Source organism: Streptomyces sp. NPDC058751 (genome assembly GCF_042746485.1).
Taxonomy (GTDB): domain Bacteria; phylum Actinomycetota; class Actinomycetes; order Streptomycetales; family Streptomycetaceae; genus Streptomyces.
Genome location: NZ_JBHYPZ010000036.1, coordinates 77,064 through 102,430, shown reverse-complemented (window position 1 = coordinate 102,430; position 25,367 = coordinate 77,064). Strand labels below are relative to the sequence as shown.

General features: G+C 73.2%; 19 protein-coding genes. 14 read left to right on the top strand and 5 right to left on the bottom strand.

Going from position 1 to position 25,367, the window contains the following annotated elements:
- The first annotated feature begins 357 nt into the window (after nt 1-357).
- Nucleotides 358-2,514 carry a primosomal protein N' gene (locus ACFW6B_RS29350; RefSeq protein ID WP_386600569.1) on the top strand — a complete coding sequence of 719 codons (2,157 nt, stop codon included), beginning with the start codon at nt 358-360 and terminating at the stop codon, nt 2,512-2,514.
- A 205-nt stretch (nt 2,515-2,719) separates the two neighbouring features.
- On the opposite strand, the gene ACFW6B_RS29345 is transcribed toward ACFW6B_RS29350, so the two are convergent.
- Nucleotides 2,720-3,262 carry a hypothetical protein gene (locus ACFW6B_RS29345; RefSeq protein WP_386600567.1) on the bottom strand — a complete coding sequence of 181 codons (543 nt, stop codon included), beginning with the start codon at nt 3,260-3,262 and terminating at the stop codon, nt 2,720-2,722.
- 589 nt (nt 3,263-3,851) lie between these two features.
- Here ACFW6B_RS29345 and fmt point away from each other — a divergent pair.
- A complete protein-coding gene (gene fmt / locus ACFW6B_RS29340) occupies nt 3,852-4,784 on the top strand; it encodes a methionyl-tRNA formyltransferase (RefSeq protein WP_386600565.1) in 933 nt (310 codons plus the stop codon).
- Nucleotides 4,785-5,087: 303 nt separating this feature from the next.
- Nucleotides 5,088-6,521, top strand: coding sequence for an RsmB/NOP family class I SAM-dependent RNA methyltransferase (locus ACFW6B_RS29335; protein ID WP_386600562.1), 1,434 nt, complete (start codon nt 5,088-5,090; stop codon nt 6,519-6,521).
- Between the two features lie 114 nt (nt 6,522-6,635).
- Here ACFW6B_RS29335 and ACFW6B_RS29330 read toward each other — a convergent pair whose 3' ends face one another.
- The gene (locus ACFW6B_RS29330) at nt 6,636-9,023 is read right to left on the bottom strand and encodes an MMPL family transporter (RefSeq protein WP_386600560.1); all 2,388 of its coding nucleotides are present in this window, start codon (nt 9,021-9,023) and stop codon (nt 6,636-6,638) included.
- Nucleotides 9,024-9,157: 134 nt separating this feature from the next.
- Between ACFW6B_RS29330 and rpe the strand changes: the two genes are divergently transcribed.
- From rpe to ACFW6B_RS29275, 11 genes are all read left to right on the top strand, one after another.
- On the top strand, nt 9,158-9,844 hold the full coding sequence (gene rpe / locus ACFW6B_RS29325; protein WP_386600558.1) for a ribulose-phosphate 3-epimerase: 687 nt from the start codon (nt 9,158-9,160) through the stop codon (nt 9,842-9,844).
- Nucleotides 9,845-9,922: 78 nt separating this feature from the next.
- Nucleotides 9,923-10,966: a sugar-binding domain-containing protein gene (locus tag ACFW6B_RS29320; protein WP_361693855.1), complete on the top strand. Its 1,044-nt coding sequence runs from the start codon at nt 9,923-9,925 to the stop codon at nt 10,964-10,966.
- 168 nt (nt 10,967-11,134) lie between these two features.
- A complete protein-coding gene (locus ACFW6B_RS29315; RefSeq protein WP_386600555.1) occupies nt 11,135-11,512 on the top strand; it encodes a barstar family protein in 378 nt (125 codons plus the stop codon).
- A gap of 107 nt (nt 11,513-11,619) precedes the next feature.
- Nucleotides 11,620-13,062 carry a GuaB1 family IMP dehydrogenase-related protein gene (locus ACFW6B_RS29310; protein WP_386600580.1) on the top strand — a complete coding sequence of 481 codons (1,443 nt, stop codon included), beginning with the start codon at nt 11,620-11,622 and terminating at the stop codon, nt 13,060-13,062.
- Between the two features lie 374 nt (nt 13,063-13,436).
- A complete protein-coding gene (locus ACFW6B_RS29305) occupies nt 13,437-14,921 on the top strand; it encodes an amino acid permease (protein WP_386600553.1) in 1,485 nt (494 codons plus the stop codon).
- Between the two features lie 42 nt (nt 14,922-14,963).
- Nucleotides 14,964-15,416 carry an Lrp/AsnC family transcriptional regulator gene (locus ACFW6B_RS29300; protein WP_386600550.1) on the top strand — a complete coding sequence of 151 codons (453 nt, stop codon included), beginning with the start codon at nt 14,964-14,966 and terminating at the stop codon, nt 15,414-15,416.
- 299 nt (nt 15,417-15,715) lie between these two features.
- Nucleotides 15,716-18,022 carry a nitrate- and nitrite sensing domain-containing protein gene (locus tag ACFW6B_RS29295; RefSeq protein ID WP_386600548.1) on the top strand — a complete coding sequence of 769 codons (2,307 nt, stop codon included), beginning with the start codon at nt 15,716-15,718 and terminating at the stop codon, nt 18,020-18,022.
- Nucleotides 18,012-18,515, top strand: a complete 504-nt coding sequence (locus tag ACFW6B_RS29290) for a roadblock/LC7 domain-containing protein (protein ID WP_386600546.1) — start codon at nt 18,012-18,014, stop codon at nt 18,513-18,515. The genes ACFW6B_RS29295 and ACFW6B_RS29290 overlap by 11 nt, the downstream gene beginning before the upstream one ends.
- Before the next feature lie 46 nt (nt 18,516-18,561).
- Nucleotides 18,562-18,903 (top strand): DUF742 domain-containing protein, encoded by a 342-nt coding sequence (locus ACFW6B_RS29285; protein WP_386600578.1) that lies wholly within the window; start codon nt 18,562-18,564, stop codon nt 18,901-18,903.
- Between the two features lie 276 nt (nt 18,904-19,179).
- Entirely contained in the window at nt 19,180-20,010 is an 831-nt protein-coding gene (locus tag ACFW6B_RS29280) for a carbon-nitrogen hydrolase family protein (protein WP_386600544.1), read from the top strand.
- Nucleotides 20,011-20,086: 76 nt separating this feature from the next.
- Nucleotides 20,087-21,781: a flavin monoamine oxidase family protein gene (locus tag ACFW6B_RS29275; protein ID WP_386600542.1), complete on the top strand. Its 1,695-nt coding sequence runs from the start codon at nt 20,087-20,089 to the stop codon at nt 21,779-21,781.
- 26 nt (nt 21,782-21,807) lie between these two features.
- On the opposite strand, the gene ACFW6B_RS29270 is transcribed toward ACFW6B_RS29275, so the two are convergent.
- The 3 genes from ACFW6B_RS29270 to ACFW6B_RS29260 form a co-directional block, all read right to left on the bottom strand.
- A complete protein-coding gene (locus ACFW6B_RS29270; RefSeq protein ID WP_386600540.1) occupies nt 21,808-22,737 on the bottom strand; it encodes an LLM class F420-dependent oxidoreductase in 930 nt (309 codons plus the stop codon).
- Between the two features lie 92 nt (nt 22,738-22,829).
- A complete protein-coding gene (locus tag ACFW6B_RS29265) occupies nt 22,830-23,504 on the bottom strand; it encodes a DUF5995 family protein (protein WP_386600538.1) in 675 nt (224 codons plus the stop codon).
- Between the two features lie 297 nt (nt 23,505-23,801).
- Complete coding sequence (locus ACFW6B_RS29260; protein ID WP_386600536.1) at nt 23,802-25,184, bottom strand: uracil-xanthine permease family protein; 1,383 nt, start codon at nt 25,182-25,184, stop codon at nt 23,802-23,804.
- Nucleotides 25,185-25,367: the final 183 nt, after the last annotated feature.

Genomic DNA, 25,367 nt, shown 5'->3' with positions numbered 1-25,367 from the left:
CGGCGGAAGCACGGTCCGGTTGAAGTCCACCGCCGTGGGGCCCCCCGCGGGGGGGGGCGCGGGGCCCCGGGCACCGCCCCCGGCACATCCCGCCCCCCCGGGGGGGGCGGGGCCTCACGGCTGCGCGGGGAACGGTGGCCGGACCGGCCGTGGAAAAGCGGTGGCGGGCCCGGACCGGGCTTCGTACGCTGACGGTCTCCCGGTGCGCAGGCCGCGGTTACTTCGGTGGAGTGCGCCCATGGCGCGCGGTGAATCTGGAACACGTACCGCTGCCGCCCTGACCTCGGGAGAACCGACGCCGTCCGCCCGGGATCGGGCCGGACGGCGCTGTCGGTGCGGTCTGGTAGGAATACTGCTGTGAGCAGCGCGAACGGGCGATCCGACGACAGCGCGGGCGGCGCGGGCGGCGCACCGCCCGAGCAGCTCGCGCTGATCCGGGAGGCCGTGCGCCAGGCCAAGGCGCCGAAGGCGAAGCCGCGGACCTGGCGGGGCGCCCCGCTGGCGAAGACGCTGCCCGTCGCGCGCGTGCTCGTCGACAAGGGCGTGCTGCACCTCGACCGCTACTTCGACTACGCCGTGCCCGAGGACCTCGACGAGGCCGCGCGGCCGGGCGTCCGTGTGCGGGTCCGGTTCGGCGCCGGCGGACGCAACGTGCGGGAGGGACGGCGCGAGGGCGGCGGTCTCATCGACGGATACCTGGTCGAGCGGGTCGCCGAGTCCGACTACTCCGGGCCGCTGGCCGCCCTCGCCCAGGTCGTCTCGCCCGAACCCGTCCTCGACCCCGAACTGCTGGGGCTGGCCCGCGCCGTCGCCGACCGGTACGCGGGATCGCTCGCCGACGTGCTCCAGCTCGCCGTGCCGCCCCGGCACGCCCGTGCCGAGGCCCGGGAGTCGCCCGCGCCCCCGCCGCCGCCCGCCGCACCCGACCCCGGGACCTGGCGGCGGTACGCGCGAGGCGCGGACTTCCTCGCCTCGCTCGCCTCGGGCGGCGCCCCGCGCGCCGTGTGGACCGCGCTGCCCGGCCCCGAGTGGGCCGAGGAGATCGCCCGCGCGGTGCGGGCGACGCTCGCCTCAGGGCGCGGCGCGCTCGTCGTCGTACCGTCGGGCCGGCCCGCCGCCCGCGTCGACGCGGCCCTCAAGGCCCTGCTGGGGGAGGGGCAGCACACCGTGCTGACCGCCGACGCAGGACCGGAGCGGCGCTACCGCGACTGGCTCGCCGTACGGCGCGGGTCCGTCCGTGCGGTGGTCGGCACCAGGGCCGCCATGTTCGCGCCGGTCCGGAACCTGGGCCTGGTCGTCGTCTGGGACGACGGCGATGACGGACACGGCGACGACAACGCGCCCTTCCCGCACGTCCGGGAAGTGCTGGAGCTGCGCGCCTCGCGTGACAGGTGCGGCTTCCTGCTCGGGAGTTGGGCGTGCACGGTGGAGGCGGCGCAACTGGTCGAGAGCGGCTGGGCGCTGCCGCTGGCCGCCGACCGGGAACAGGTGCGCGCCACCGCGCCGCTGGTGCGGACCGTCTCGGACGGCGACCTCGCCCGCGACGAGGCCGCCAGGGCCGCCCGGTTGCCGACGCTCGCCTGGCAGGCCGTCAGGGAGGGGCTGAAACAGGGACCCGTGCTGGTTCAGGTGCCCCGGCGGGGATACGTGCCCCGGATGGCGTGCGCGCGGTGCCGGAAGCCCGCGCGGTGCCGGCACTGCGCGGGGCCCCTGGAGGCGCAGGACGCCCAGGCGCTGCGCTGCGGGTGGTGCGGGCGCGACGAGAGTGCCTGGCACTGCCAGGAGTGCGGCGGGTTCCGGCTGCGGGCGCAGGTCGTCGGTGCCCGGCGGACCGCCGAGGAACTGGGCCGGGCGTTCCCGGCCGTCCCCGTGCGCACCTCCGGGCGGGAACAGGTGCTGGACACGGTGCCGGGGACGCCCGCCCTGGTGGTCAGCACGCCGGGGGCCGAACCCGTCGCCGAAGGCGGGTACGCGGCGGCCCTGCTGCTCGACGGCTGGGCCATGCTCGGACGGCCCGATCTGCGGTCCGACGAGGACGCGTTGCGCCGGTGGACGGCGGCCGCCGCGCTGGTCCGTCCACAGGGGGCGGGCGGTACGGTCGTGGTCGTTGCCGAGCCGACCCTGCGGCCCGTGCAGGCGCTCGTGCGGTGGGATCCGGTCGGGCACGCGGTGCGGGAGCTCGCCGAGCGGGCCGAGCTGGGATTTCCGCCCGTCTCCCGGATGGCGGCGGTGTCCGGGGCGCCGGAGGCGCTCGCCGGGTTCCTCGCGGCGGCCGAACTGCCGCGTGACGCCGAGGTGCTGGGACCCGTACCGCTGCCGGCCGGTCCGCCGGGGCGGTCCCGCCGTCCCGGCGGACCGCCCGCCGGGGAGCCCGGGGAGCGGGTGCTCGTCCGGGTGCCCCCGGGCAGCGGTGCCGCTCTGGCGGCGGCGCTGAAGAGCGCGCAGGCGGCGCGCATGGCACGCGGGGGCGGGGAGCCCGTACGCATCCGGATCGATCCGCCCGACATCGGGTGAGATCCGGCGGGGTCCGCCCGGGTACGGGCCCGTCCGGGCGCGGGGCGCGCGGCGCATGACGGACGGGGCTGCCGCGGGCCGTGGGTGTGACCGGGTGTCATGGCTGTGCCCCGGCGCGGGCGCAGGGGAACCCGCGCGGGGCGTGTCATGGGAACTGCCCCCCGGGGCCTGGCGCCGGGAGGCAGTTGTCGTCTGCGGAGCGGTGTCAGCCGTTGCGCGGGGCCGGGAAGGCCGTGGACCTGGCCTCGTCGCGGAGGGTCGGGCTGCCGGCCGTCGGCTGGGTGGGCAGGGAGCAGGCGGCGGGGACGGCCGGCGCCGAGGGCAGGGGGGTGTTGACGGCGACCGTCCGCGTGTCGGCGCTCTCCGTGGCGCGCTCCGCCTCGGCGGCGGCCTGGGCGGCGGCGCGGCGGGCGCCGTAACGCCGGTGCACCGCCTGTTTGGTGACGCCGAGGGCCGAGCCCACCGCGTCCCAGGAGAAGCCGAGCGATCGGTCGAAGTCCACCGCGGCGGTGACCAGGGTCTCGACGCTGTCCCGCAGTTCCTGGGCGAGCCGGACGGTCGGGGCGGGGGCGCGTCCGTAGACGACGAAGCCCGTGGAGGGGCCGGCACGGCGCGGGCGGTAGACGTTGCCCAACTGGGCGGTGAGCGTGCGCAGTGCGTCCGCCTGCCGACGGACCCGCTCGATGTCCCGCACCAGCAAGTGCAGGCTGGCCCGAGCCTGGGCGTCGTGGGTTGCGTGGTCGGCCATGAACAAGCCTCTCGAACCGGCGTTGAAAGGGACTCGGACCGCTGGTCCGCGGCCCGCTGTGGTCAACTCTTTCTTGACCAACGCGTGGACGGGTGAGTGGTCACGGGTGCAAGGGCGCAAGAGCATATGAACGGGGCGCGTCCAAAGGTGTACGCCCCCCGTCGTGCGGTGGACGCGCCCCGGGCGCCGACGGGCGGGCACGGCCACCTGCGCCGACGGGCGGCCCGCGCCTCCTGGGACGGTGCCGGCGCCGGTGGCCGAGCGGCCCGGCCGTGCCGGTGCCGCTCGGCCTTGACCGTGCTCGTGCCCGGGCCGTCGACCGTGCCCGGGCCGTCGACCGTGCTCGTGCTCGGGCCGTCGACCGGGGGTTGTGCCCGAGCCCTGGCCGAACCAGGGCCGGGGCCGAGTGCGGTGCTCACCGCGCGTACGGCCCGTGCCCCGGTCGTGCGGCCCGTGCCGCGGCCCGTGCGGAACTCCCGAGCCCCTGGGCCCCGCGCGGCATAGACTGGTGCGCTGCCCCGCGCTTCGCCCGAACCGGTACGCGCGCGGGGGACGGAAGTGCTCCCGCCCGAGAGGCCAACCGCCACCCATGAAGCTCGTCTTCGCAGGCACCCCCGAGGTCGCCGTTCCCTCCCTGGACGCCCTGATCGCCTCCGGGCGGCACGAGGTGGCCGCCGTCGTGACCCGGCCGGACGCGCCGGCCGGACGGGGGCGGCGGCTCGTCGCGAGCCCGGTCGCCGAGCGGGCGGAGCAGGCCGGGATCGAGGTGCTCAAGCCCGCGAAGCCCCGGGACGAGGAATTCCTGGCCCGGCTGCGGGAGATCGCCCCGGACTGCTGTCCCGTCGTCGCGTACGGGGCGCTGCTGCCCCGGGTCGCCCTCGACATCCCCGCCCAGGGCTGGGTCAACCTGCACTTCTCGCTGCTGCCGGCCTGGCGCGGCGCCGCCCCCGTCCAGCACGCGATCATGGCCGGTGACGAGATCACCGGTGCCTCCACCTTCCTGATCGAAGAGGGCCTCGACTCGGGACCGGTGTACGGGACCGTCACCGAGGAGATCCGGCCCACCGACACCAGCGGGGACCTGCTCACGCGGCTCGCCTTCGCCGGGTCCGGACTGCTCGCCGCGACGATGGACGGGATCGAGGACGGCGCGCTCAAGGCCGTCCCCCAGCCCGCCGACGGCATCACCACGGCGTCGAAGATCACTGTCGAGGACGCCCACGTCGACTGGGCCGCCCCGGCGCTGCGCGTCGACCGCGTGGTGCGCGGGTGCACGCCCGCCCCCGGCGCCTGGACCGTCTTCCGTGCCGAACGCCTCAAGCTCATCCAGGTCGCGACGGTGCCCGACCGCACGGACCTCGCCCCGGGAGAGCTGTCCGTCGCCAAGAACAACGTGTACGTCGGCACCGGTTCGTACGCCGTCGAGCTGCTCTGGGTGCAGGCCCAGGGCAAGAAGCCGATGCGCGCCGCGGACTGGGCCCGCGGGGTGCGGATCCCCTCCGGGGAACGCCTCGGGGTCTGATCCTCGCCCGACCCCGACCCCGACCCCGACCCCGACCCCGACGGCGCGCGCCGCGAAGACCGACGCCCCTCGTCGGCGCGGCCGGCGCCGCGTGCCGGTGGGGGCCGGGCCGCCCCGGGCGCTTCGCCGGGCGCCGCGAACGCCGATGCGGTCTCTCGGCCGGCGCCGCGGGGCGCCCCCGGCCACCGGGCCCGCGACGGGTCTGTCGCGGGCCCTTCGCCGTGTGCCTGGCCGCGAGCGGCGCGAGCCTCGCGGCGTACGCTGATAGACGCACCTTTTTCCTGGATCCGGAGCACCTTTTTCGTGAGTGAGCAGCCCCGTCGGCCGCAGAAGACCGGCAAGCCCTACCGCCGCCCCCAGAAGGACCCGGTCCGCATGCTCGCCTTCGAGGCGCTGCGGGCCGTGGACGAGCGGGACGCGTACGCGAACCTCGTCCTGCCGCCGCTGCTGCGCAAGGCGAGGCAGAAGGGCGACTTCGACACACGGGACGCCGCGCTCGCCACCGAGTTGGTGTACGGCACGCTGCGCCGCCAGGGAACGTACGACGCCGTCATCTCGGCGTGCGTCGACAGGCCGCTGCGGGAGGTCGACCCGCCGGTCCTCGACGTGCTCAGCCTCGGCGTCCACCAGCTCCTCGGTACCCGCATCCCGACGCACGCGGCCGTCTCCGCCTCGGTCGAGCTGGCCCGGGTGGTGCTCGGCGACGGGCGCGCCAAGTTCGTGAACGCCGTGCTGCGCAAGGTCGCGCGGCAGGACCTCGACGCCTGGCTGGAACAGGTTGCCCCGCCCTACGACGAGGACCCCGAGGACCACCTCGCCGTCGTGCACTCGCACCCGCGCTGGGTCGTCTCCGCGCTGTGGGACTCCCTCGGCGGCGGCCGGGCCGGTATCGAGGACCTGCTGGAGGCCGACAACGAGCGGCCCGAGGTGACCCTCGTCGCCCGGCCCGGACGCTCCACCGCGGCCGAACTCCTCGACGCCCTCGACGAGGACTCGGCGCTCCCCGGGCGCTGGTCCCCGTACGCCGTGAGGCTCACCGAGGGCGGCGAGCCGGGTGCCGTGGACGCCGTGCGCGAGGGCCGTGCGGGCGTCCAGGACGAGGGCAGCCAGCTCGTGGCGATCGCCCTGGCGAACGCGCCGCTCGACGGGCCCGACCGGGCCTGGCTGGACGGCTGCGCCGGCCCCGGCGGCAAGGCGGCGATGCTGGCCGGCCTCGCCGCTCAGCGGGGAGCGACGCTGCTCGCCTCGGAGAAGCAGCCGCACCGCGCGGGACTCGTCGCCAAGGCCCTCGCCGGGAACCCCGGTCCCTACCAGGTCATCGCCGCCGACGGCACCCGCCCGCCGTGGCGGCCCGGCACGTTCGACCGGGTGCTCATGGACGTGCCCTGCACGGGCCTCGGCGCGCTGCGCCGCCGTCCCGAGGCCCGCTGGCGGCGCCGCCCCGAGGACCTCGACGGCTTCGGGCCGCTCCAGCGCGGACTGCTGCGCACGGCGCTCACGTCGGTGCGGGTCGGCGGCGTCGTCGGCTACGCGACCTGCTCGCCGCACCTCGCCGAGACCCGCGCGGTCGTCGACGACGTCCTCAAGCACTTCGAGGACGGCTCCGCCGAACTGCTCGACGCCCGGCCGCTGCTGCCCGGCGTGCCCGCGCTCGGGGACGGCCCCGACGTCCAGCTCTGGCCGCACCTGCACGGGACGGACGCGATGTACCTGGCCCTGATCCGCCGGACCGCCTGACCGCTCGACCACAGGGCCGCGAACGGCGGCCCGTCGGTCCGGCGAAGGGCCGCCCGCACGGGCGTCGGGCTTCTGCCGGACCGTCGACAGCCGCCTGCTCGTTCGGCTCGGCGCCTACTCGTCCGGCCCGGGCGGATCCGCCGGTTTTCCGGGCTCCGGGTCCGGGGAACGACCGGTCGCGCCGGACGCCTGGTGCCCGGCGGGCGTCCCGGTGCCGCCGGAGGCCCCCGGGCCGCCGGGGTTCGCCGATGTGCCGGAGGTCCCGGACCCGCCGGGATTCACGGACGTGCCGGAGGCGCCGGACGGCCCGGCCGGTGGTCCGGTGCCTCCGGAGGCCATGGCGGCGTCGGGTGCCCCGGGTTCCTGCCGGTGCCCTGGCCCGGAGGGCCGTACGCCGCCGTCCTCGTGCGCGAGCCGGTGCGGCCACCACACCTTCGGGCCGACGTCCAGGAAGAGCGAGGTGACCAGCACCGAGCGCACCACGAAGGTGTCCAGGAGCACGCCGAGGGCGACCGCGAAGCCGATCTCCGCGAACCCCACGATCGGCAGGGTGCCCAGGGCCGCGAACGTGCCCGCGAGGACCAGACCGGCCGAGGTGATCACCGCCCCGGTCGTGGCGAGGCCCGTCACCACGCCCTGCCGGGTGCCGTGGCGGCCCGCCTCCTCGCGGATACGGGTGGTCAGGAAGATGTTGTAGTCGATGCCGAGCGCCACCAGGAACACGAAGACGAACAGCGGGAAGGCCACGTCCTCGCCCGCGTAGTCGAAGACGTGCCGGAAGGCCAGCGCGCTCACGCCGAGGGCGGTGGCCAGCGACAGCACCACGGTCCCGATCAGCAGGAGCGGCGCGACCAGCGCGCGCAGCAGCACGCTCAGGACCAGCAGGACCACCACCAGGACGAGCGGGATGACCAGGTAGTTGTCGTGCGTCTGGGCCTTCTCCATGTCCAGCAGGGCAGCCGAGCCGCCGCCCACCTTCGCGTCGGCACCCGGCACGGCGTGCACCGCGTCGCGCACCCGTTCCACCGTCTCCTTCGCCGCCGTGCTGTCGGCGGGGGCGCGGGGGGTCGCCTCGAACAGCACCTTGCCGTCGTGGACGGGAGCGACGCCCGGCGGCACGCCGATGCTCGACGTGACCACGCCCGGGTCCGCCGCCACGGCCTCGCCGACCTGTCTGCCCTGGGCCGTGTCGGAGACGATGACCAGGGGATCCCCGCCGCCCGCGGGGAAGTAGCGCGCCGACACCTCCTGGCCGACGACCGAGTCCGGTCTCCCGGTGAACTGGTCGGCGTTGGAGATGCCCGCGGCGCGGAGCTGGATCAGGCCGAGGGACAGCAGGCCGAGCGCCAGCGTCGTGGCGACCCAGAAGGTCCGGGGCCGGCGGGCGATCCGGTGGCCCATGCGCGCCCAGACGCCGCTCCTGGTCGGGTCGGTCGAGCCGAGGTGCGGGACGGCGGGCCAGAAGATCCAGCGGCCGAAGACGAGCAGCAGGGCGGGGAAGAGCGTGAGCATGGCGATCAGACCGACGGCCACGCCGATCGCCGCGACCGGGCCGAGGCCCCGTGTCGAGTTCATCTCGGCGACCAGGAGCACCAGCATGCTCAGGACGACCGTGGCGCCCGACGCGAGGATGGCCGGTCCGGCCCGGTTCATGGCGAGCGCCATCGCCTCGTGCCGGTCCTCGTGGCGGCGCAGCTCCTCGCGGTAACGGGCGACCAGCAGCAGGGCGTAGTCGGTCCCCGCGCCGAACACCAGCACGGTGAGGATGCCCGCGCTCTGGCCGTTGACCGTCAGACCGGCGTGTCTGGCCAGCAGATAGATCAGCGCCTGGGCCGTGAACAGGGCGACGACCACGCCGAGCAGCGGGACGAACAGCAGGACCGGGCTGCGGAAGGTGATGAGCAGCATGACGATGACGACGGCCATCGCGGCGTAGAGCAGCGTCGAGTCGATGCCCTCGAACGCCTCGGCCGAGTCGGCGGCCGTGCCGCCGGGCCCGGTGATGTGCACGGCGAGCCCGTCGCCGTCCTCGCCGACCTGGTCACGGATGGAGTCGACGGCGGGGGAGATCCGCTGCCAGCCGGCCGCGTCCATGGTGATGGGGACGTACACCTGGGCCGCGCGCGGATCCGCCTCCCGGTCGAAGACCGGTCCGCGGGTCTCCGCGCCGCGGATGCCGTGGTCCCGCAGCGTCTTGAGCTCCTGGACGTCCTCGGCGATCTGCCGCCGGTCCTGCGCCGTCAGCCCGTCCGGGCGCGCGTAGACGACGACCGCGGGGATCTGCTCCGGCCTGAACCCCTTCGAGATGTCGAGGACCTGGGTGGACTCGGCCGAGCCCGGCAGCCAGGACTGGGCGTCGTTGTCCTGGGCGTCGCCGAGTTTCGTCCCGAGCGGGGCCACGAAGAGGAGCACCAGCAGCCACAGGGCGAGAACCAGCCACTTGGACCGCCGCCCGCACACGACTCCGATGGCCCCGTGCTTCCAGACGTCGAGCCGCTTCATGCCCACCCCCGAGACCGGACGCAGCGCCGCTGGGCCGTCCAGAATGGCACGGCGGACCGCCGTACGGCACCGGCCGGGCGATCCCGGTCCGGACCGGGGCGGGCAACGGGCCCGGGACATGGCAGTCTTGGGGCATGGCCGCGCAGATCAACCCCAGCATCCTGTCCGCCGACTTCGCCCGTCTTGCCGAGGAGGCAAAGGCGGTGAAAGGCGCGGACTGGCTCCATGTCGACGTCATGGACAACCATTTCGTACCGAACCTCACCCTCGGGGTGCCGGTCGTAGAGTCTCTGGCCCGTGCGACGGACACTCCGCTGGACTGCCATCTGATGATCGAGGACGCCGATCGGTGGGCGCCCCAGTACGTGGAAGCCGGTGCCGGCTCCGTCACTTTCCACGTGGAGGCGACCGCCGCACCCGTCCGGCTCGCCCGCGAGATCCGGGCCAAGGGGGCCCGTGCCTCGATGGCGCTCAAGCCCGCGACCCCCATCGAGCCGTACGAGGATCTGCTGCCCGAGCTCGACATGCTGCTGATCATGACCGTCGAGCCCGGATTCGGGGGGCAGGCCTTTCTCGACATCATGCTCCCCAAGATCCGCCGTACGCGCGAGTTGATCAGCAAGCACGGCCTGGAACTGTGGCTCCAGGTCGACGGCGGTGTCTCGGAGTCGACCATCGAGCGGTGCGCGGAGGCGGGAGCGGACGTGTTCGTCGCCGGTTCGGCCGTGTACGGCGCGGCGGACCCCGCCCAGGCGGTACGTGCACTGCGCACCCGGGCCGAAGAGGCGACGACCCGTGCGTCGTGGGCGTGCGGCCACTGAGCCAAGGGAACGTGAACGCCGCCCATCAGGGCGGATCAAGCGCGCCGGATCTGCAAGGATGGACGGCGAATCCAGAGTGTGAACAGAAGTGAGGAGATGGCCGTGTCGGGTATGTCGGCGGGCCGGTCAGCCATGCGGATGGGACCCGCTGAGCTGGTCCAGGCGGCGGCCATGGCCCGCCGCTTCTACCTCGAGGGCAAGTCCAAGATCCAGATCGCCGAGGAGTTCGGCGTCAGCCGCTTCAAGGTGGCCCGGGTCCTGGAGACCGCTCTCGAACGTGATCTCGTGAGGATCGAGATCCGCGTCCCCGCCGAGCTCGACGCGGAGCGTTCGGACGCGCTGCGTGCCCGCTACGGGCTGCGGCACGCGGTGGTCGTCGAGTCCCCGGCCGAGGCCGAGGAGTCGCCCGACCCGGAGAACCTCGGAGAAGTGGCCGCCGACCTGCTCGGCGAGCTCGTCAACGAGGGCGACGTCCTCGGCCTCGCCTGGGGCCGTTCCACCATCCACATGGCGGCGGCCCTGGACCGGCTGCCGCCGTGCACCGTGGTGCAGCTGACGGGTGTGTACGACGCCGGGACCGCCGAACGCGGCTCCGTCGAGGCGGTCCGGCGTGCCGCGCAGGTGTCGGGCGGCGACGCCCACCCCATCTACGCGCCGATGCTGCTGCCCGACGCCGCCACCGCGGCGGCGCTGCGCAACCAGACCGGGATCGCCCGCGCCTTCGAGTACTTCGACAAGGTGACGGTCGCCTGCGTCTCCATCGGCTCCTGGGAGCCCGGCATCTCCACGGTGCACGACATGCTCAGCGACGAGGAGCGCGCGCACTACGCCTCGCTCGGTGTCGCCGCCGAGATGTCCGCGCACCTCTTCGACGCCGAGGGCCGCCGGGTCGGGCGTGACCTGGGGGAGCGCTGCATCACGGTCGAGGCCGACCGGCTGCGCCGTATCCCCGAGGTCGTCGCCATAGCGGGCGGACACCGCAAGGCGGCCGCCATCGACGCGGTGCTGCGGTCCGGGCTCGTCACGAGCCTGGTCACGGACACCTCGGCCGCGGACGCGCTGATGACGGCGGGCCCGGCCCCACGTCCGGCGCTGAACCGGGCGGACCCCGACGGGTCCTGAGGACGGCATCCGGAACGCGCCGTGAGGGGACGGCCGTGGCAGCATCGACGTCATGCGGCCACGGCCGTCCCCTCACGCGTCCGGGCGAGCGCACCCGGCGCGTCGGCACGGGCCGCGCGGGGGACTCCACACCGACGATCACTACAACTCGTTCAAGGCGGTGCTGAGATGACGCACGGTCCGCTCGCGGTGGTGTGCCGTTCGGCCGGCTGGCAGGTCACCGAGCTCGACCTCACCGGGGTGCTCGACAAGGCCGCCTTCATGGCGCGCTGTGCCCGCGTCCTGGACCTGCCGGAGTGGTTCGGGCGGAACTGGGACGCGCTCGGCGACGTCCTGGGCGACCCCGACTGGGGACCCTCCAGCCCGGGCAGACTGCTCGTGGTGACCGGCTGGCGCCCCTACGCGCTGGCACGGCCCGACGAGTGGGAGACGGTGCAGGAGGTGCTGGCGACGGCCTCCGGCTACTACCAGGGCGCCGACGCGGCGCTCTCGGTCGTCCTCTCCCTTGGAGGATCCGACCAGTTGCCCCCTGACCAGCCTGGATGATCCGCCGGGGGACCGCGTACCGGGTGCCATGGGACAATGAAGTACGTGCTCTTCCCCCTGGCTGACCTGTCCGGGGGCCACCTCTGATCGACTGGGATGTGCAGCACGTGCGTTTCCTCAACGACATCCAGCCCCCGTACGACCTGACGTACGACGACGTCTTCATGGTGCCCAGCCGCTCGGCCGTGGGTTCCCGGCAGGGAGTGGACCTCGCCTCTCCCGACGGCACCGGCACCACCATCCCGCTCGTCGTCGCCAACATGACGGCGATCGCCGGCCGCCGGATGGCCGAGACCGTCGCCCGTCGCGGGGGCCTTGTCGTCATCCCGCAGGACATCCCGATCGAGGTCATCACCGAGGTCGTCTCCTGGGTCAAGGGACGCCATCTGGTGCTCGACACCCCGATCGTCCTCGCCCCCCACCAGACCGTCGCCGACGCGCTGGTGCTGCTGCCCAAGCGCGCGCACAACGCGGGTGTCGTCGTCGACGACGAAGGCCGCCCCGTCGGTGTGGTGACCGACGCCGACCTCACCGGCGTGGACCGCTTCAGCCAGCTCTCCGAGGTCATGTCCAAGGACCTGCTGCTCCTCGACGCGGACATCGAGCCCCGTGAGGCGTTCAACCGGCTCGACGCGGCCAACCGCCGCTACGCCCCCGCCGTGGACGCGGACGGCAGGCTGGCCGGCATCCTGACCCGCAGGGGCGCCCTGCGCGCCACGCTGTACTCGCCGGCGACCGACGCGGACGGCAGGCTGCGCATCGCCGCCGCCGTCGGCATCAACGGCGACGTGGAGGGCAAGGCCAAGCAGCTGCTGGACGCGGGCGTCGACACGCTCGTCATCGACACGGCGCACGGCCACCAGGAGTCGATGATCAGCGCCGTCAGGACGGTGCGCGCGCTGGACCCGAAGGTGCCGATCGTCGCGGGCAACATCGTCGCCGCCGAGGGCGTCAAGGACCTGATCGACGCGGGCGCGGACATCATCAAGGTCGGTGTGGGCCCGGGCGCCATGTGCACCACCCGCATGATGACCGGCGTCGGCCGGCCGCAGTTCTCCGCGGTCCTGGAGTGCGCCGCCGAGGCGAAGAAGTACGGCAAGCACGTGTGGGCCGACGGCGGTGTCCGTCACCCCCGTGACGTCGCGATGGCGCTGGCCGCCGGCGCGTCCAACGTGATGATCGGCTCGTGGTTCGCCGGCACGTACGAGTCCCCGGGCGACCTTCACCAGGACGCCGACGGACGCCTGTACAAGGAGTCGTTCGGCATGGCGTCCGCGCGGGCCGTCAAGAACCGCACCAGCGAGGAGTCCGCGTACGACCGGGCCCGCAAGGCCCTGTTCGAGGAGGGCATCTCCACCTCGCGGATGTACCTCGACCCGTCCCGTCCGGGCGTCGAGGACCTGATCGACTCGATCATCGCGGGCGTCCGCTCCTCGTGCACCTACGCGGGCGCCAACTCCCTGGAGGAGTTCGCGCAGAACGCGATCGTGGGCATCCAGAGCGCGGCCGGCTACGCCGAGGGCAAGCCGCTGCACGCGAGCTGGAGCTGATCCGCCGCTGTCCCCGTACGGCCCCCGCTCCCCTTCCGGGAGCGGGGGCCGTACGTGCGTGGAGGGGCCGCCGGCGTCCGTCCCGCGGTCCGGCGCACGGCGGTCGTCAGGCCGTCCTCTCGGCTTCTCGCCCGGCCGGAAGGGGCCTCGCGCAAGCATCGAAAAGTCCCGCGCAACGATCACGCGCCGGGATGCGATGAACGCAACGATCTTGCGGAGATGCGCAAGGTTGCTGCATTACGCCCGTGAAGCCCGAACTCATAGGGTCGAGCGCTGTACACAGGCGTGGCGGGAACCCCGCTCGGTGGGTCCCTCCTGTCGGGGTGCCGCCGGTTCCCGTCCTCTTCGACCCGCAGCGATGAAGGAGCCAACGCGTGCTCGACCAAGGCGCACCCCCGCAGTCCCCACCCACGTCCGCCCGGCCCTCCCCGGGCCTCGGCGCGCGTCTCATGCGCCGCAAGCCGGTGGAACGCCTGGTGGAGGAGGGCGGACACGGCGAGGGGGGCTCGCTGCGGCGCTCCCTCGGCCTGTGGCAGCTCACCATGATCAGCATCGGTGCCACGCTCGGCACCGGCATCTTCGTGGTCCTCGGCGAGGCCGTCCCCAAGGCCGGGCCCGCGGTCACCCTGTCCTTCGTCATAGCAGGTCTGACGGCCCTCTTCTCCGCCCTCTCCTACGCGGAGCTGGCCGGTACCATCCCGGTCGCCGGCTCCTCGTACTCGTACGCGTACGCAACGATGGGCGAGCTGATCGCCTGGGTCTGCGGCTGGTGCCTGGTCCTGGAGTACGGCGTCTCGGTCGCGGCCGTCGCGGTCGGCTGGGGCGAGTACCTGAACGAGCTGCTCGACGGCACCATCGGCGTCACCATCCCGGACGCGCTCTCCGCGCCGCCCGGTGACGGGGGCGTCTTCAACCTGCCCGCGCTGATCGTCGTCCTGCTCGCGATGGCGTTCCTGCTCGGCGGAGCGCGCGAGTCGGCGCGCGCCAACACCATCATGGTGGCCGTGAAGATCGCCGCGCTGGTGCTGTTCTGCGCGATCGGCGTCCAGGGCCTGCGCTCCGGCAACTACGAGCACTTCATGCCGCTCGGCATGGCGGGCGTCAGCGCCGCCGGCGCCACCCTGTTCTTCTCCTACATCGGTTTCGACGCCGCCTCCACGGCCGGCGAGGAGGCCAAGGACCCGCAGCGCGACCTGCCGCGCGCGATCATGCTCTCGCTGGTCGTCGTGACCGCCCTGTACGTCCTCGTCGCGGCCGTCGCCGTCGGCGCGAGGCCCTGGCGGCAGTTCGGCGACTCGGAGGCCGCGCTCGCCGAGATCATGAAGGACGTCACCGGGCAGACCTTCTGGGGCACGCTGCTGGCGGCCTGCGCCGTCATCGCCATCGCCAGCGTCGTGCTGACCGTGCTCTACGGCCAGACCCGCATCCTGTTCGCGATGGCCCGCGACGGGCTGGTGCCCAAGGTGTTCGCCCGGGTCCACCCGAAGACCGGCACGCCCCGTGCCAACACGGTCATCGTCTCGCTGTTCTGCGGCGTCCTCGCCGCCGCGATCCCGCTCGGCCAGCTCGCCGACGCCACCAGCATCGGCACCCTGTTCGCCTTCGCTCTGGTCAACGTCGCCGTCGTCGTGCTGCGCCGGACGCGCCCGGCCATGCGCCGCACCTTCCGGGTCCCGCTCACGCCGGTGCTGCCCGCGATCGGCTTCCTGCTGTGCGTGTGGATGACGGCCTCTCTCTCCGCCGTCACCTGGGTGGTCTTCGGAGTCTGGATGGCCGTCGGGCTCGTGTTCTACTTCAGTTACGGCTACCGCCGGTCCCGGATGGCGACCGCGGAACCCGCCGTCGCCGAGCAGCCGTAGAACCCGTCGCAGGAACCCTCGCAGAAAAGTGAACCACCCGCAGTGCTGAACGATCTCGACGAACGCATCGTGCACGCCCTCGCCGAGGACGCCCGCCGCTCCTACGCGGACATCGGGCAACTGGTCGGGCTGTCCGCGCCCGCCGTGAAGCGGCGGGTCGACCGGCTGCGGGCCACCGGGGCCATCACCGGGTTCACCGTACGGGTGGACCCGGCGGCGCTCGGCTGGGAGACGGAGGGCTTCGTCGAGATCTACTGCCGCCGCAACACCTCGCCCGAGACCATCCAGCGCGGTCTGGAGCGCTATCAGGAGGTCGTGGCCGCCTCCACCGTCACCGGGGAGGCGGACGCGGTGGTCCAGGTGTTCGCCTCCGACATGCGGCACTTCGAGCGGGTGCTCGAACGGATCGCGGGGGAGCCGTTCGTGGAACGGACGAAGTCCGTGCTGGTGCTGTCGCCGCTGCTGCGGAGGTTCTCCTCGGGGGCACCTGCTTAGGCGGGCACTCCCGTGAGCGCCGGTGCGCCCGTCCGGGGCGGGGTTCTCGCCACGGACGGGCGCGGGTGGTTCTCGGCCGGGCGCACGGTTCCCGCGTCCGGACCGGCACGGTGCCGCCCGGCCGGTGATCGGGACCGTGCTGTGGCGTGGCATTTTGTTGAACGATGAGTCAGTCCAGGCCATTGCGGTCGGGGTCGGCCATCCGTTACTTTGAGCCGCGATCGCTACCAGCGAGTAACAGCCGATGGGTTACCACACGTCACCCTGCCGTCCGACCGTCCTGTCGTCCTGGGGAGACCATGCGCTGGCCCATCGGCCGTACGCCCACGGTCCGTTCGCGGATCGTGGCCCTCTCGATCGCCCCGGTGATCGCCCTCATGACGCTGTGGAGCTTCGCCATGGTGTCCGTCACCGGCGAACTGCGCGCCCTCGTCCGGCTCCAGGGCGTCTACGAGGACTTCGGCACCCCGGTCGACACGGCGATCGGCCAGATCCAGATAGAACGACGGCTCGCCGCCGCGTACCTGGGCGGGAACCACGGGACACGGCCCGGTGCCGAACTGCTGGCCCAGGAGCACCGTACCGACCGCGCCGTGACCGCGATGCGCACAGCGGTCCGGGACGGGGACCGCAGTCGCCTCTCCGCCCATCAGCGGCAGGCGCTCGACGCCGTGCTCCACTCCGTCGACAAGCTGGAGGACCTGCGCGGCCGGGTGCTGTCCCACGCCGTCACCTGGGACCGCGCCGTGGCCGAATACAGTGCCGTCGTGGAACCGGGATTCGACGCCCCGTCCGCGCTCACGGCGCTCCAGGCGGGACAGCTCGCCCGCGAGGCGCAGGTCGTCGTCGAGCTGGTGCGGGTACGGGAGTTCGTCTCCCGCGAGGACGCCCTCGTCGCCGGGGCGCGGGCCGCCGGCACGCTCACCGACCGCCAGTACGACACCCTCACCGCCACCATCGAGGACCGCCGCGTCTTCGAGCGGACCTACGTGCCCGACCTGCCGGCCGACTCGCGCGCCCTCTTCGAGACCTTCCAGCGCGACGACCTGCACCGGGAGCTGACCCGGGGCGAGGACGCCCTGCTGCGGGCGGGCGCGGACGGGGCGGGCCGGGCCGTCGCGGCCGACTCCTGGCGCACCACCACCGACCGGGCCGTCAAGCGGTACATGCTGCTGTGCACCCAGTCCGCGGTCAACTCCGCCGAGCGGGGACGGGCGTTCGCCTACCGAGAGCTGACCAAGGCCGCGATCGTCGGAGTGCTGGGACTGGCCGCCGTCGCACTGTCCCTGTGGCTCGCGGTGCGCGGAGCCCGCCGCATCTCGCGCCGCCTGGAGTCGCTGCGCGACGCCGCCGACCTGCTGACCAACCGTCAACTGCCGCGGGTCATGGAGCGCCTGAGCGCCGGAGAGGAGGTCGACGCGGCCGCCGAGGCGCCGCCGCTCGCGGACGTGGAGGCGGTGGCCGACGAGATCGGCCAGGTCGGCCGGTCCTTCAACACCGCCCGGCTCGCCGCCGTCGAGGCCGCCGTCAGGCAGGCCACCCTGCGCCGCGGACTGTTCGCGGTGCTCCTGAACATCGCCCGCCGCAACCAGGCGCTCGTCCACCGTCAGCTCAAACTCGTCGACACGCTGGAACGCCGTACCGACGACCCCGACGTCCTGGACGACCTGTTCCGGATCGATCACCTCACCACCCGCATGCGGCGCCACGCGGAGAGCCTCATCATCCTCTCCGGCGCCGCCCCGGGCAGGCGTTGGCGACGGCCGGTGCCCGTCGCCGAGGTGGTGTCCTCCGCCGTGAGCGAGATCGAGCAGTACACGCGCGTCGTGGTCCCCCCGATGCCCGAGGTGGGCGTGGCGGCGGACGCCGTCGCCGACGTCGTCCACCTGATCGCCGAACTCGTCGAGAACGCCACCGTGTTCTCACCGCCCCGCACCCAGGTCACCCTGCGCACCGGGCGGGCCGGGAACGGGTTCGTCCTGGAGATCGACGACCGGGGCCTCGGCCTCGAACCCGACCAGATCGACGAGGCCCACCGCACGCTCAACACGCCGGAGGACTTCGACCCGACCCGGCACGACCGGCTCGGCCTGTACGTGGTGGGCCGGCTCGCCGCACGGCACGGCATCGAGGTCACGCTGTGCCGCTCCCCGTACGGCGGTACGACGGCGGTGGTGCTGCTCCCGGAGGACGTACTCGCACCGGTGGAGACCGCGCACCCGGTGCCGGACGCGACTCCCGCGGCGCTTCCCTCGCGCACCGCCACCGCACTCCTCACGGCCCGGCGGACGGCGTCCGGGGAGAAGGCCGGACCCGTGCGGTCGGAGGCATCGGCTCCGGAACCGCCCGGGCTGCCCACCCGGGTCCGTCAGCGGGCCCTCGCCCCGGAGCTGCGCACCGCGCCACCGGCGGCCGACGGGACTCCGGAACGCGAGATCACGCCGGAGGAGATGCGCGCGGTCTTCGGAGCCTTCCAGCGCGGCCTCGACCGGGGCCGCAAGGGCCTGCCGACCGGGCTGGCGGCGGGCGGATCCGGCTCCACCCCCTCCGGCCCCGCGCAGCGAACCGACACCGAGGAAGGGACGGACGCCGACGATGCGCCCTGACCAGCTCCCAGAGCAGCCCGCCCGGACCCGCGAGGCCCGGCACACCGACCCGGCGGGCGGTGTCCTCGGGCCCGGGGACGACACCGGCGGGCCCGGCAGCGATCTCGGGTGGCTGCTCGACGATCTCGTGGCCAGGACCGACCACGTACGCCAGGCCGTGCTGCTCACCGCCGACGGCCTCCCGCTGAGCTGCTCGGACGGCATGCGCAGACGGGACATCGAACACCTCGCCGCGGTCTGCTCGGGCTTCCACAGCCTCGCCCTCTCGGCGGGCGAGCGCTTCGCCGCGGGCGGGGTCCGCCAGACCATGGTGATGCTCGACGACGCCTACCTCTTCATCACCCCCGCGGGTGACGGGAGCCGGCTCGCCGTGCTCAGCGAGGTGCAGACGGACGTCGGACAGCTCGCCCACGAGATGGAACTGCTCGTCCGCCGCGTCGGTCGCCACATGGCCGCCGCCGTACGTTCGGCCGCCGACCCCGCGGACCGCTGATCCGGCCGTGTCCGACGAGCACTGGTACGAGGACGAGACCGGGCCGATGGTGCGGCCCTACACCGTCACCGGGGGCCGGACCCGGCCCTCGGACCGGCACGTCATCGATCTGATGTCGCGGGTCACGGTCCTGGAGTCGGACGCCGGGCGGCCCGGTCTCGACCGTGCGGCGGCCGCGCTGCTGGACCTGGCCCGCCGCGGCCCCCGGCCGGTCGTCGAGCTCGCCGCCGACGCCGACCTTCCGCTGACCGTCGTACGCGTCCTGCTCGGCGACCTGGCCGAGGCCGGGCTGCTGACCATCGACGAGCCGTACCGTCCGCCGGACGGCGCTCCCGCGGCCGACCCGGAACTGCTGCGCGAGATCGTGGAGCGGCTGCGCGAGCTGTGAACGGCCGGGCGGTCGGCCGGCCGCCCGGTCCTGTCGTCCGGCGGCGTTCGTCCCGTCGCGGGGACCGCCCCGCTGTGACCTGTGTCTCCAGGGATTCGGGACGTTCGGACCTTGATCCGACGGGCGCGGCGAGGCGCGCAACGAATCGCCGCCGGGGGCCGGATGCGCGCAACGAATCGTTCGGTGGCGCGCAACGGGTCCTTCTTGTCCCCCCGAGCCGGCCGACCGTACCGTCTATCTGGCCCCCCAACCCCCTCGTACCGGTGGAGAACCCGCATGCGCACAGCCCTGCTCCAGAGCTCCGGCCGCCCCGGCTCGGTCGCCGAGAACCTCAAGGTCCTCGACGCCGCCGCGGGCCGTGCCGCCGCCGCGGGCGCCGGGCTGGTCGTGACGCCGGAGATGTTCCTGACCGGCTACGCCATCGGCGACGGCATCGCACGCCTCGCCGAGCCCGCCGACGGCGAGTCCGCCGACGCGGTGGCCGAGATCGCCACCCGGCACGGCGTCGCCGTCGCCTACGGCTACCCCGAGCGCGAGACCGCGAGGTCCGACGGCGGGTCCGGCGGCGAGACCGACGACGGGGCGAGGGTCTTCAACTCCGTGCAGCTGATCTCCGCCGACGGCACCCGCCTCGCGAACTACCGCAAGACCCACCTCTTCGGCTGCTTCGAGCGCGACCACTTCACGCCCGGAGAGCGGTCCGTCGTGCAGGCGGAGCTGAACGGCCTGCGGGTCGGCCTCATGATCTGCTACGACGTCGAGTTCCCGGAGAACGTCCGCGCGCACGCCCTCGCCGGCACCGACCTGCTGCTCGTGCCGACCGCGCAGATGCACCCGTTCCAGTTCGTCGCCGAGTCCGTCGTCCCGGTACGCGCCTTCGAGAACCAGATGTACGTCGCCTACGTCAACCGCACCGGCCCGGAAGGGGAGTTCGAGTTCGTCGGACTGTCCACACTGGCCGGTCCCGACGGCATCGCCCGGGTCCGCGCGGGCCGCGGCGAGGAACTGGTCGTGGCCGACGCCGACCCGGTCCTCCTGGCCGCCTCGCGCGAGACGAACCCGTATCTGAAGGACCGCCGCCCCGGCCTCTACGGGTCCCTCGTCTGATTCTTCCGCCCGGCCCGCCCCGGCCGGTCCGACAAGCCCTCCCCTCACCAGCTTTCGCGCAAGGAGTCCGTACCCCATGACGTCCACCGTGCCCAACGCCGTCCAGCACGCCGACGTGCAGCAGCCGCCGATCACCATGTTCGGCCCGGACTTCCCCTACGCCTACGACGACTTCCTCGCGCACCCGGCGGGCCTCGGCCAGATACCCGCGACCGAGCACGGCACCGAGATCGCGGTGATCGGCGGCGGACTGTCCGGCATCGTGGCCGCCTACGAGCTGATGAAGATGGGCCTCAAGCCCGTCGTGTACGAGGCCGACGAGATCGGCGGCCGGCTGCGCACCGTCGGTTTCGAGGGCTGCGACCCCTCGCTGACCGCCGAGATGGGCGCGATGCGCTTCCCGCCCTCCTCCACCGCGCTCCAGCACTACATCGACCTGGTGGGCCTCGAGACCCGGCCGTTCCCCAACCCGCTGGCCGAGTCGACGCCCTCGACGGTCGTCGACCTCAAGGGCGAGTCGCACTACGCGACCTCCGTCGACGACCTCCCGCAGGTCTACCGCGACGTCATGAACGCCTGGAACGCCTGCCTGGAGGACGGCGCCGACTTCTCCGACATGAACCAGGCCATGCGGGAGCGCGACGTCCCGCGCATCCGCGAGATCTGGTCGCGGCTCGTCGAGAAGCTCGACAACCAGACCTTCTACGGCTTCCTGTGCGACTCGGAGTCCTTCAAGTCCTTCCGCCACCGCGAGATCTTCGGCCAGGTCGGCTTCGGCACCGGCGGCTGGGACACCGACTTCCCGAACTCCATCCTGGAGATCCTGCGGGTCGTCTACACCGAGGCCGACGACCACCACCGCGGCATCGTCGGCGGCTCCCAGCAGCTCCCGCTGCGCCTGTGGGAGCGCGAGCCGGAGAAGATCGTGCACTGGGCGTACGGCACCTCGCTGTCGTCGCTGCACGACGGTGCCCCGCGCCCGGCCGTGACCCGGCTGAACCGCACGGCGGGCAACGGCATCACCGTGACGGACGCGAACGGCGACATCCGCACCTACAAGGCGGCGGTCTTCACCGCCCAGTCCTGGATGCTGCTCTCCAAGGTCGCCTGCGACGACTCGCTCTTCCCGATCGACCACTGGACGGCGATCGAGCGCACCCACTACATGGAGTCCTCGAAGCTGTTCGTCCCGGTCGACCGGCCGTTCTGGCTGGACAAGGACGAGGAGACCGGCCGTGACGTCATGTCGATGACGCTCACCGACCGGATGACGCGCGGCACCTACCTCCTCGACGACGGCCCGGACAAGCCCGCCGTCATCTGCCTCTCGTACACGTGGTGCGACGACAGCCTGAAGTGGCTTCCGCTGTCCGCGAGCGAGCGCATGGAGGTCATGCTGAAGTCGCTCGGCGAGATCTACCCGAAGGTCGACATCCGCAAGCACATCATCGGCAACCCGGTGACCGTGTCCTGGGAGAACGAGCCCTACTTCATGGGCGCGTTCAAGGCCAACCTGCCGGGCCACTACCGCTACCAGCGCCGTCTGTTCACGCACTTCATGCAGGACACGCTGCCCGAGGACAAGCGGGGCATCTTCCTCGCGGGCGACGACATCTCCTGGACGGCCGGCTGGGCGGAGGGCGCCGTCCAGACCGCGCTGAACGCGGTCTGGGGCGTCATGCACCAGCTCGGCGGGACCACCGACCCGACCAACCCCGGGCCCGGCGACGTCTACGACGAGATCGCGCCGGTGGAACTGCCCGAGGACTGATCCTCAGCTCCCCGCGGGCCGCCGGGTCACACCCCGGCGGCCCGCGCCGCTTCGTACACCTCGGCCGCCACGTCCTTCAGCTCCTCGGCGTCCCGCACCTCGCCCTGCAGATCGAGGAAGATCTCGTCGAGGCCGACCTCGGCGTGGGCGGCCAGGTCCGCCACGATCTGTTCGACGTCTCCCTGGAAGGGCTGACGGTCGTCGCCCGCGTACGGCTTGGGCGTGTAGCGGGGGTTGGTGCGCAGCACGGTCCGCAGCGGCCGGGTGCGCCCGCGTTCGGCGGCCAGGTCCTGCAACCGGCGCCACTGCGAGGCCAGTTGACCGGCACCCATGCCGATCGGCATCCAGCCGTCCGCGTGGTCGACGAGCCTGCGCCGCGCCTTTCCGGTGTGGGCGGCGAGCAGGATCGGGATCGGCCGGGCGGGCTTGGGGCCGACCGCGGCCGAGGCGATCCTGGTGAGCGTGCCGTCGAGGACCACCGGGTCGGGACCCCACACCGCGCGGCACACCTCGATCACCTCGTCCAGGGCGTCGCCGCGCTCCTCGAAGGGCCGGGCGGAGGCCGCCGCGTACTCGTCGAGCGACCAGCCCGTACCGAAGCCCGCCACGACCCGGCCGCCGCTGGCCGCGTCGAGCGAGGCGAGCGCCTTCGCGAGCTGGAAGGGGGTGTGCAGCGGCGCGACCAGGACACTGGTGCCGAGTTCGGCGCGCTCGGTGGCCGCGGCCGCCAGCGTCAGGGTCACCAGCGGGTCGGCGACCGCCCGGTAGGAGTCCGGCCAGGGCAGTCCCTCGACGCCGTACAGCCCCTGGGTCGGGGGGTCCGGGAACAGCGCCCGCTCGAAGACCCACAGGCTGTCGAACCCGATCGCCTCGGCGGCGCGCGCCACGTCGGGCACGTCCCGCCCGAGGTCGTACTGCCTCATCTGCGGGAGGGTGAGGCCGAGTCGCGTCGTCATACGGGTGTACTCCTTCGCATCGGGGTGTGCCGAGACGTCAACGTACAGTGAGCGCCGCGTTGTTCCGGCGAGGACCGTGCCGCATGGCCGGATCAGTCCGGCAGGGGAGTGAGCAGCATCCGGCCGGCCAGTCCCACCGCCGCGTCGAGCCGGTCGCCGAACTCCTCGGCCAGGTCGGGGAGTCGGCGCAGCGTCCACAGGACCCGCGCCGTCGCCCAGGTCGCCTCGCGGGCCCGCTCCAGGCTCCACGAGCCGAGCAGGTGGGTGAGCGGATCGGCGATCTGGAGCAGATCGGGTCCCGGCATCAGCTCTTCGCGGACGCGTTCCTCCAGCGAGACGAGGAGATCGCCCACCCGGTCGAACTCGTCCTCCAGATCGGCCGGTTCGCAGCCGAGCGCACGGCAGCTGTCCACCACGGCGAGCGCGAGGTCGTGCCCGACGTGGGCGTTGATGCCCGCGAGCGCGAACTGCAGGGGCCGGATTCCCGGATGGCGGCGGAAGCGCAGCAGCGGTCGCCAGCAGGCGGGCGCCCGGCCCTCCTCGGCCACCGTCAGATAGCGCTCCGCGAACCGTACGTCCAGCGTCTCCGCGGCCCGCCGGTCGGGGAACACCCCGGCGTCCAGACGGCGGTCGAACTCCTCGGTGACCGTGAGGTAGACGCGGTTGAAGACCGCGAGACCGTCACGCCCGGGGAGCGTCGCGTCCAGGGCGCGCATACGGGCGACGACGGTGTCGACGGAGGAGGTGAACTGTGCCGGCTGCGCCATGAGGGCAGCGTCCCAGTCCCGGGGCGGCCCGCGCGCCGCCGGGCCGCCGTCTTCCCCGGAACGGGGGAACGCGACGCCCGCCCGCGCGGGCCCTAGGTCCTGTCGTCAAATTCCCGCCTGCCTCGCGACGCCTGGCACGCTCCCCCGAGCTCTTCGAGCAGGGGGGACCCCCACTCGCCGCACCGGGCGAAAGCCCCAGTACGTCCAGTACGAGGACTTCCGCCCGGCACGCCGAGAGCACGCACCAGACGCCGCGAGGCCGCCCTTCGGGCGACGACGGGAATTTGACGACAGGCCCTAGCGCCGTTCCCCGGGATCGTCGTACGACGACGTCCCCGAGTCGAGCAGCGGTTCCTGTCGCAGGTGGGCCGGGGCCATCGCCCGCAGCGCGTGATAGCCGGTGATCACGACGATGGTGCCCAGCGCGATGCCGTTCAGCGAGAAGTTGTCCGTGAACTCCAGGGTGACGCCGCCGATGCCGATGATGATGCCCGCGGCGGCGGGGACCAGGTTCAGCGGATTGCGCAGGTCCACCCGGGAGTTGAGCCAGATCTGGGCGCCGAGCAGGCCGATCATTCCGTAGAGGATGACGGTGATGCCGCCGAGGACGCCGCCCGGGATCGCCGCGACCACCGCGCCGAACTTGGGGCACAGCCCGAAGAGCAGGGCGAAGCCGGCGGCGGCCCAGTAGGCGGCCGTGGAGTAGACCCGGGTCGCGGCCATCACGCCGATGTTCTCGGAGTACGTGGTGTTGGGCGGGCCGCCGACCGCGGTGGAGAGCATGGAGGCGGCGCCGTCCGCGGAGATCGCGGTGCCCAGCTCGTCGTCCAGCGGGTCGCCGGTCATCTCGCCGACGGCCTTGACGTGCCCCGCGTTCTCCGCGACCAGTGCGATGACCACGGGCAGCGCGACGAGGATCGCGGACCACTGGAACGTCGGTCCGTGGAACGACGGCAGCCCGATCCAGTCGGCCTTCTCGACCCCGGAGAGGTCCAGCCGCCAGTGGTCGGTGACCTCGCCGCTCGCGTCCGCCGAGTGGATCCGGCCGAAGATCCGGTCGAAGGCCCAGGAGATCGCGTAGCCGAAGACCAGGCCCAGGAAGATCGCGACGCGGGACCAGAAGCCGCGCAGGCACACCACGGCCGCGCCGGTCGCCAGCATGGTGAGCAGGGCCGTCCACTGGTCCTGCGGCCAGTAGGTGGAGGCGGTCACCGGCGCCAGGTTGAAGCCGATCAGTATGACGACCGCGCCGGTCACGATCGGCGGCATCGCGGCATGGATGATCCTCGCCCCGAACCGCTGGACGGCCAGCCCCACCAGGAACAGCGCGACGCCGACCACGAAGCACGCGCCGGTCACCGTGGCGCTGGTGCCGCCCTGCGCGCGGATGACGGCGGCGACGCCCACGAACGAGAGCGAACAGCCCAGGTAGCTGGGCACCCGGCCGCGGGTGGCGAGCAGGAAGACGACCGTCGCGACACCCGACATCATGATCGCGAGATTGGGGTCCAGTCCCATGAGGACGGGTGCCACGAAGGACGCTCCGAACATGGCCACCACGTGCTGGGCGCCGAGCCCGAAGGTCCGGGGCCAGGAGAGGCGTTCGTCGGGGCGGACCACCGCTCCCGGGGCGGGGGTCCGCCCGTCGCCGTGCAGTTTCCAGCGCACGCCTAGGTCCATGGTGAGGGTTCGCTTTCTCCGTACGTGAATCGGTCGGGATCATTGTCACGTCCGGCCAGCCGTTTTCGGCTGATGCGGTTCTCTTCATGGACATTGTTCATATGTATGATCGATGACTTTCGGGGGTGCCCCGGCGTCCGCGGTCCGTCCCGCGGCGCCCGGGCGGCGCCGGTCCGGTCGCGG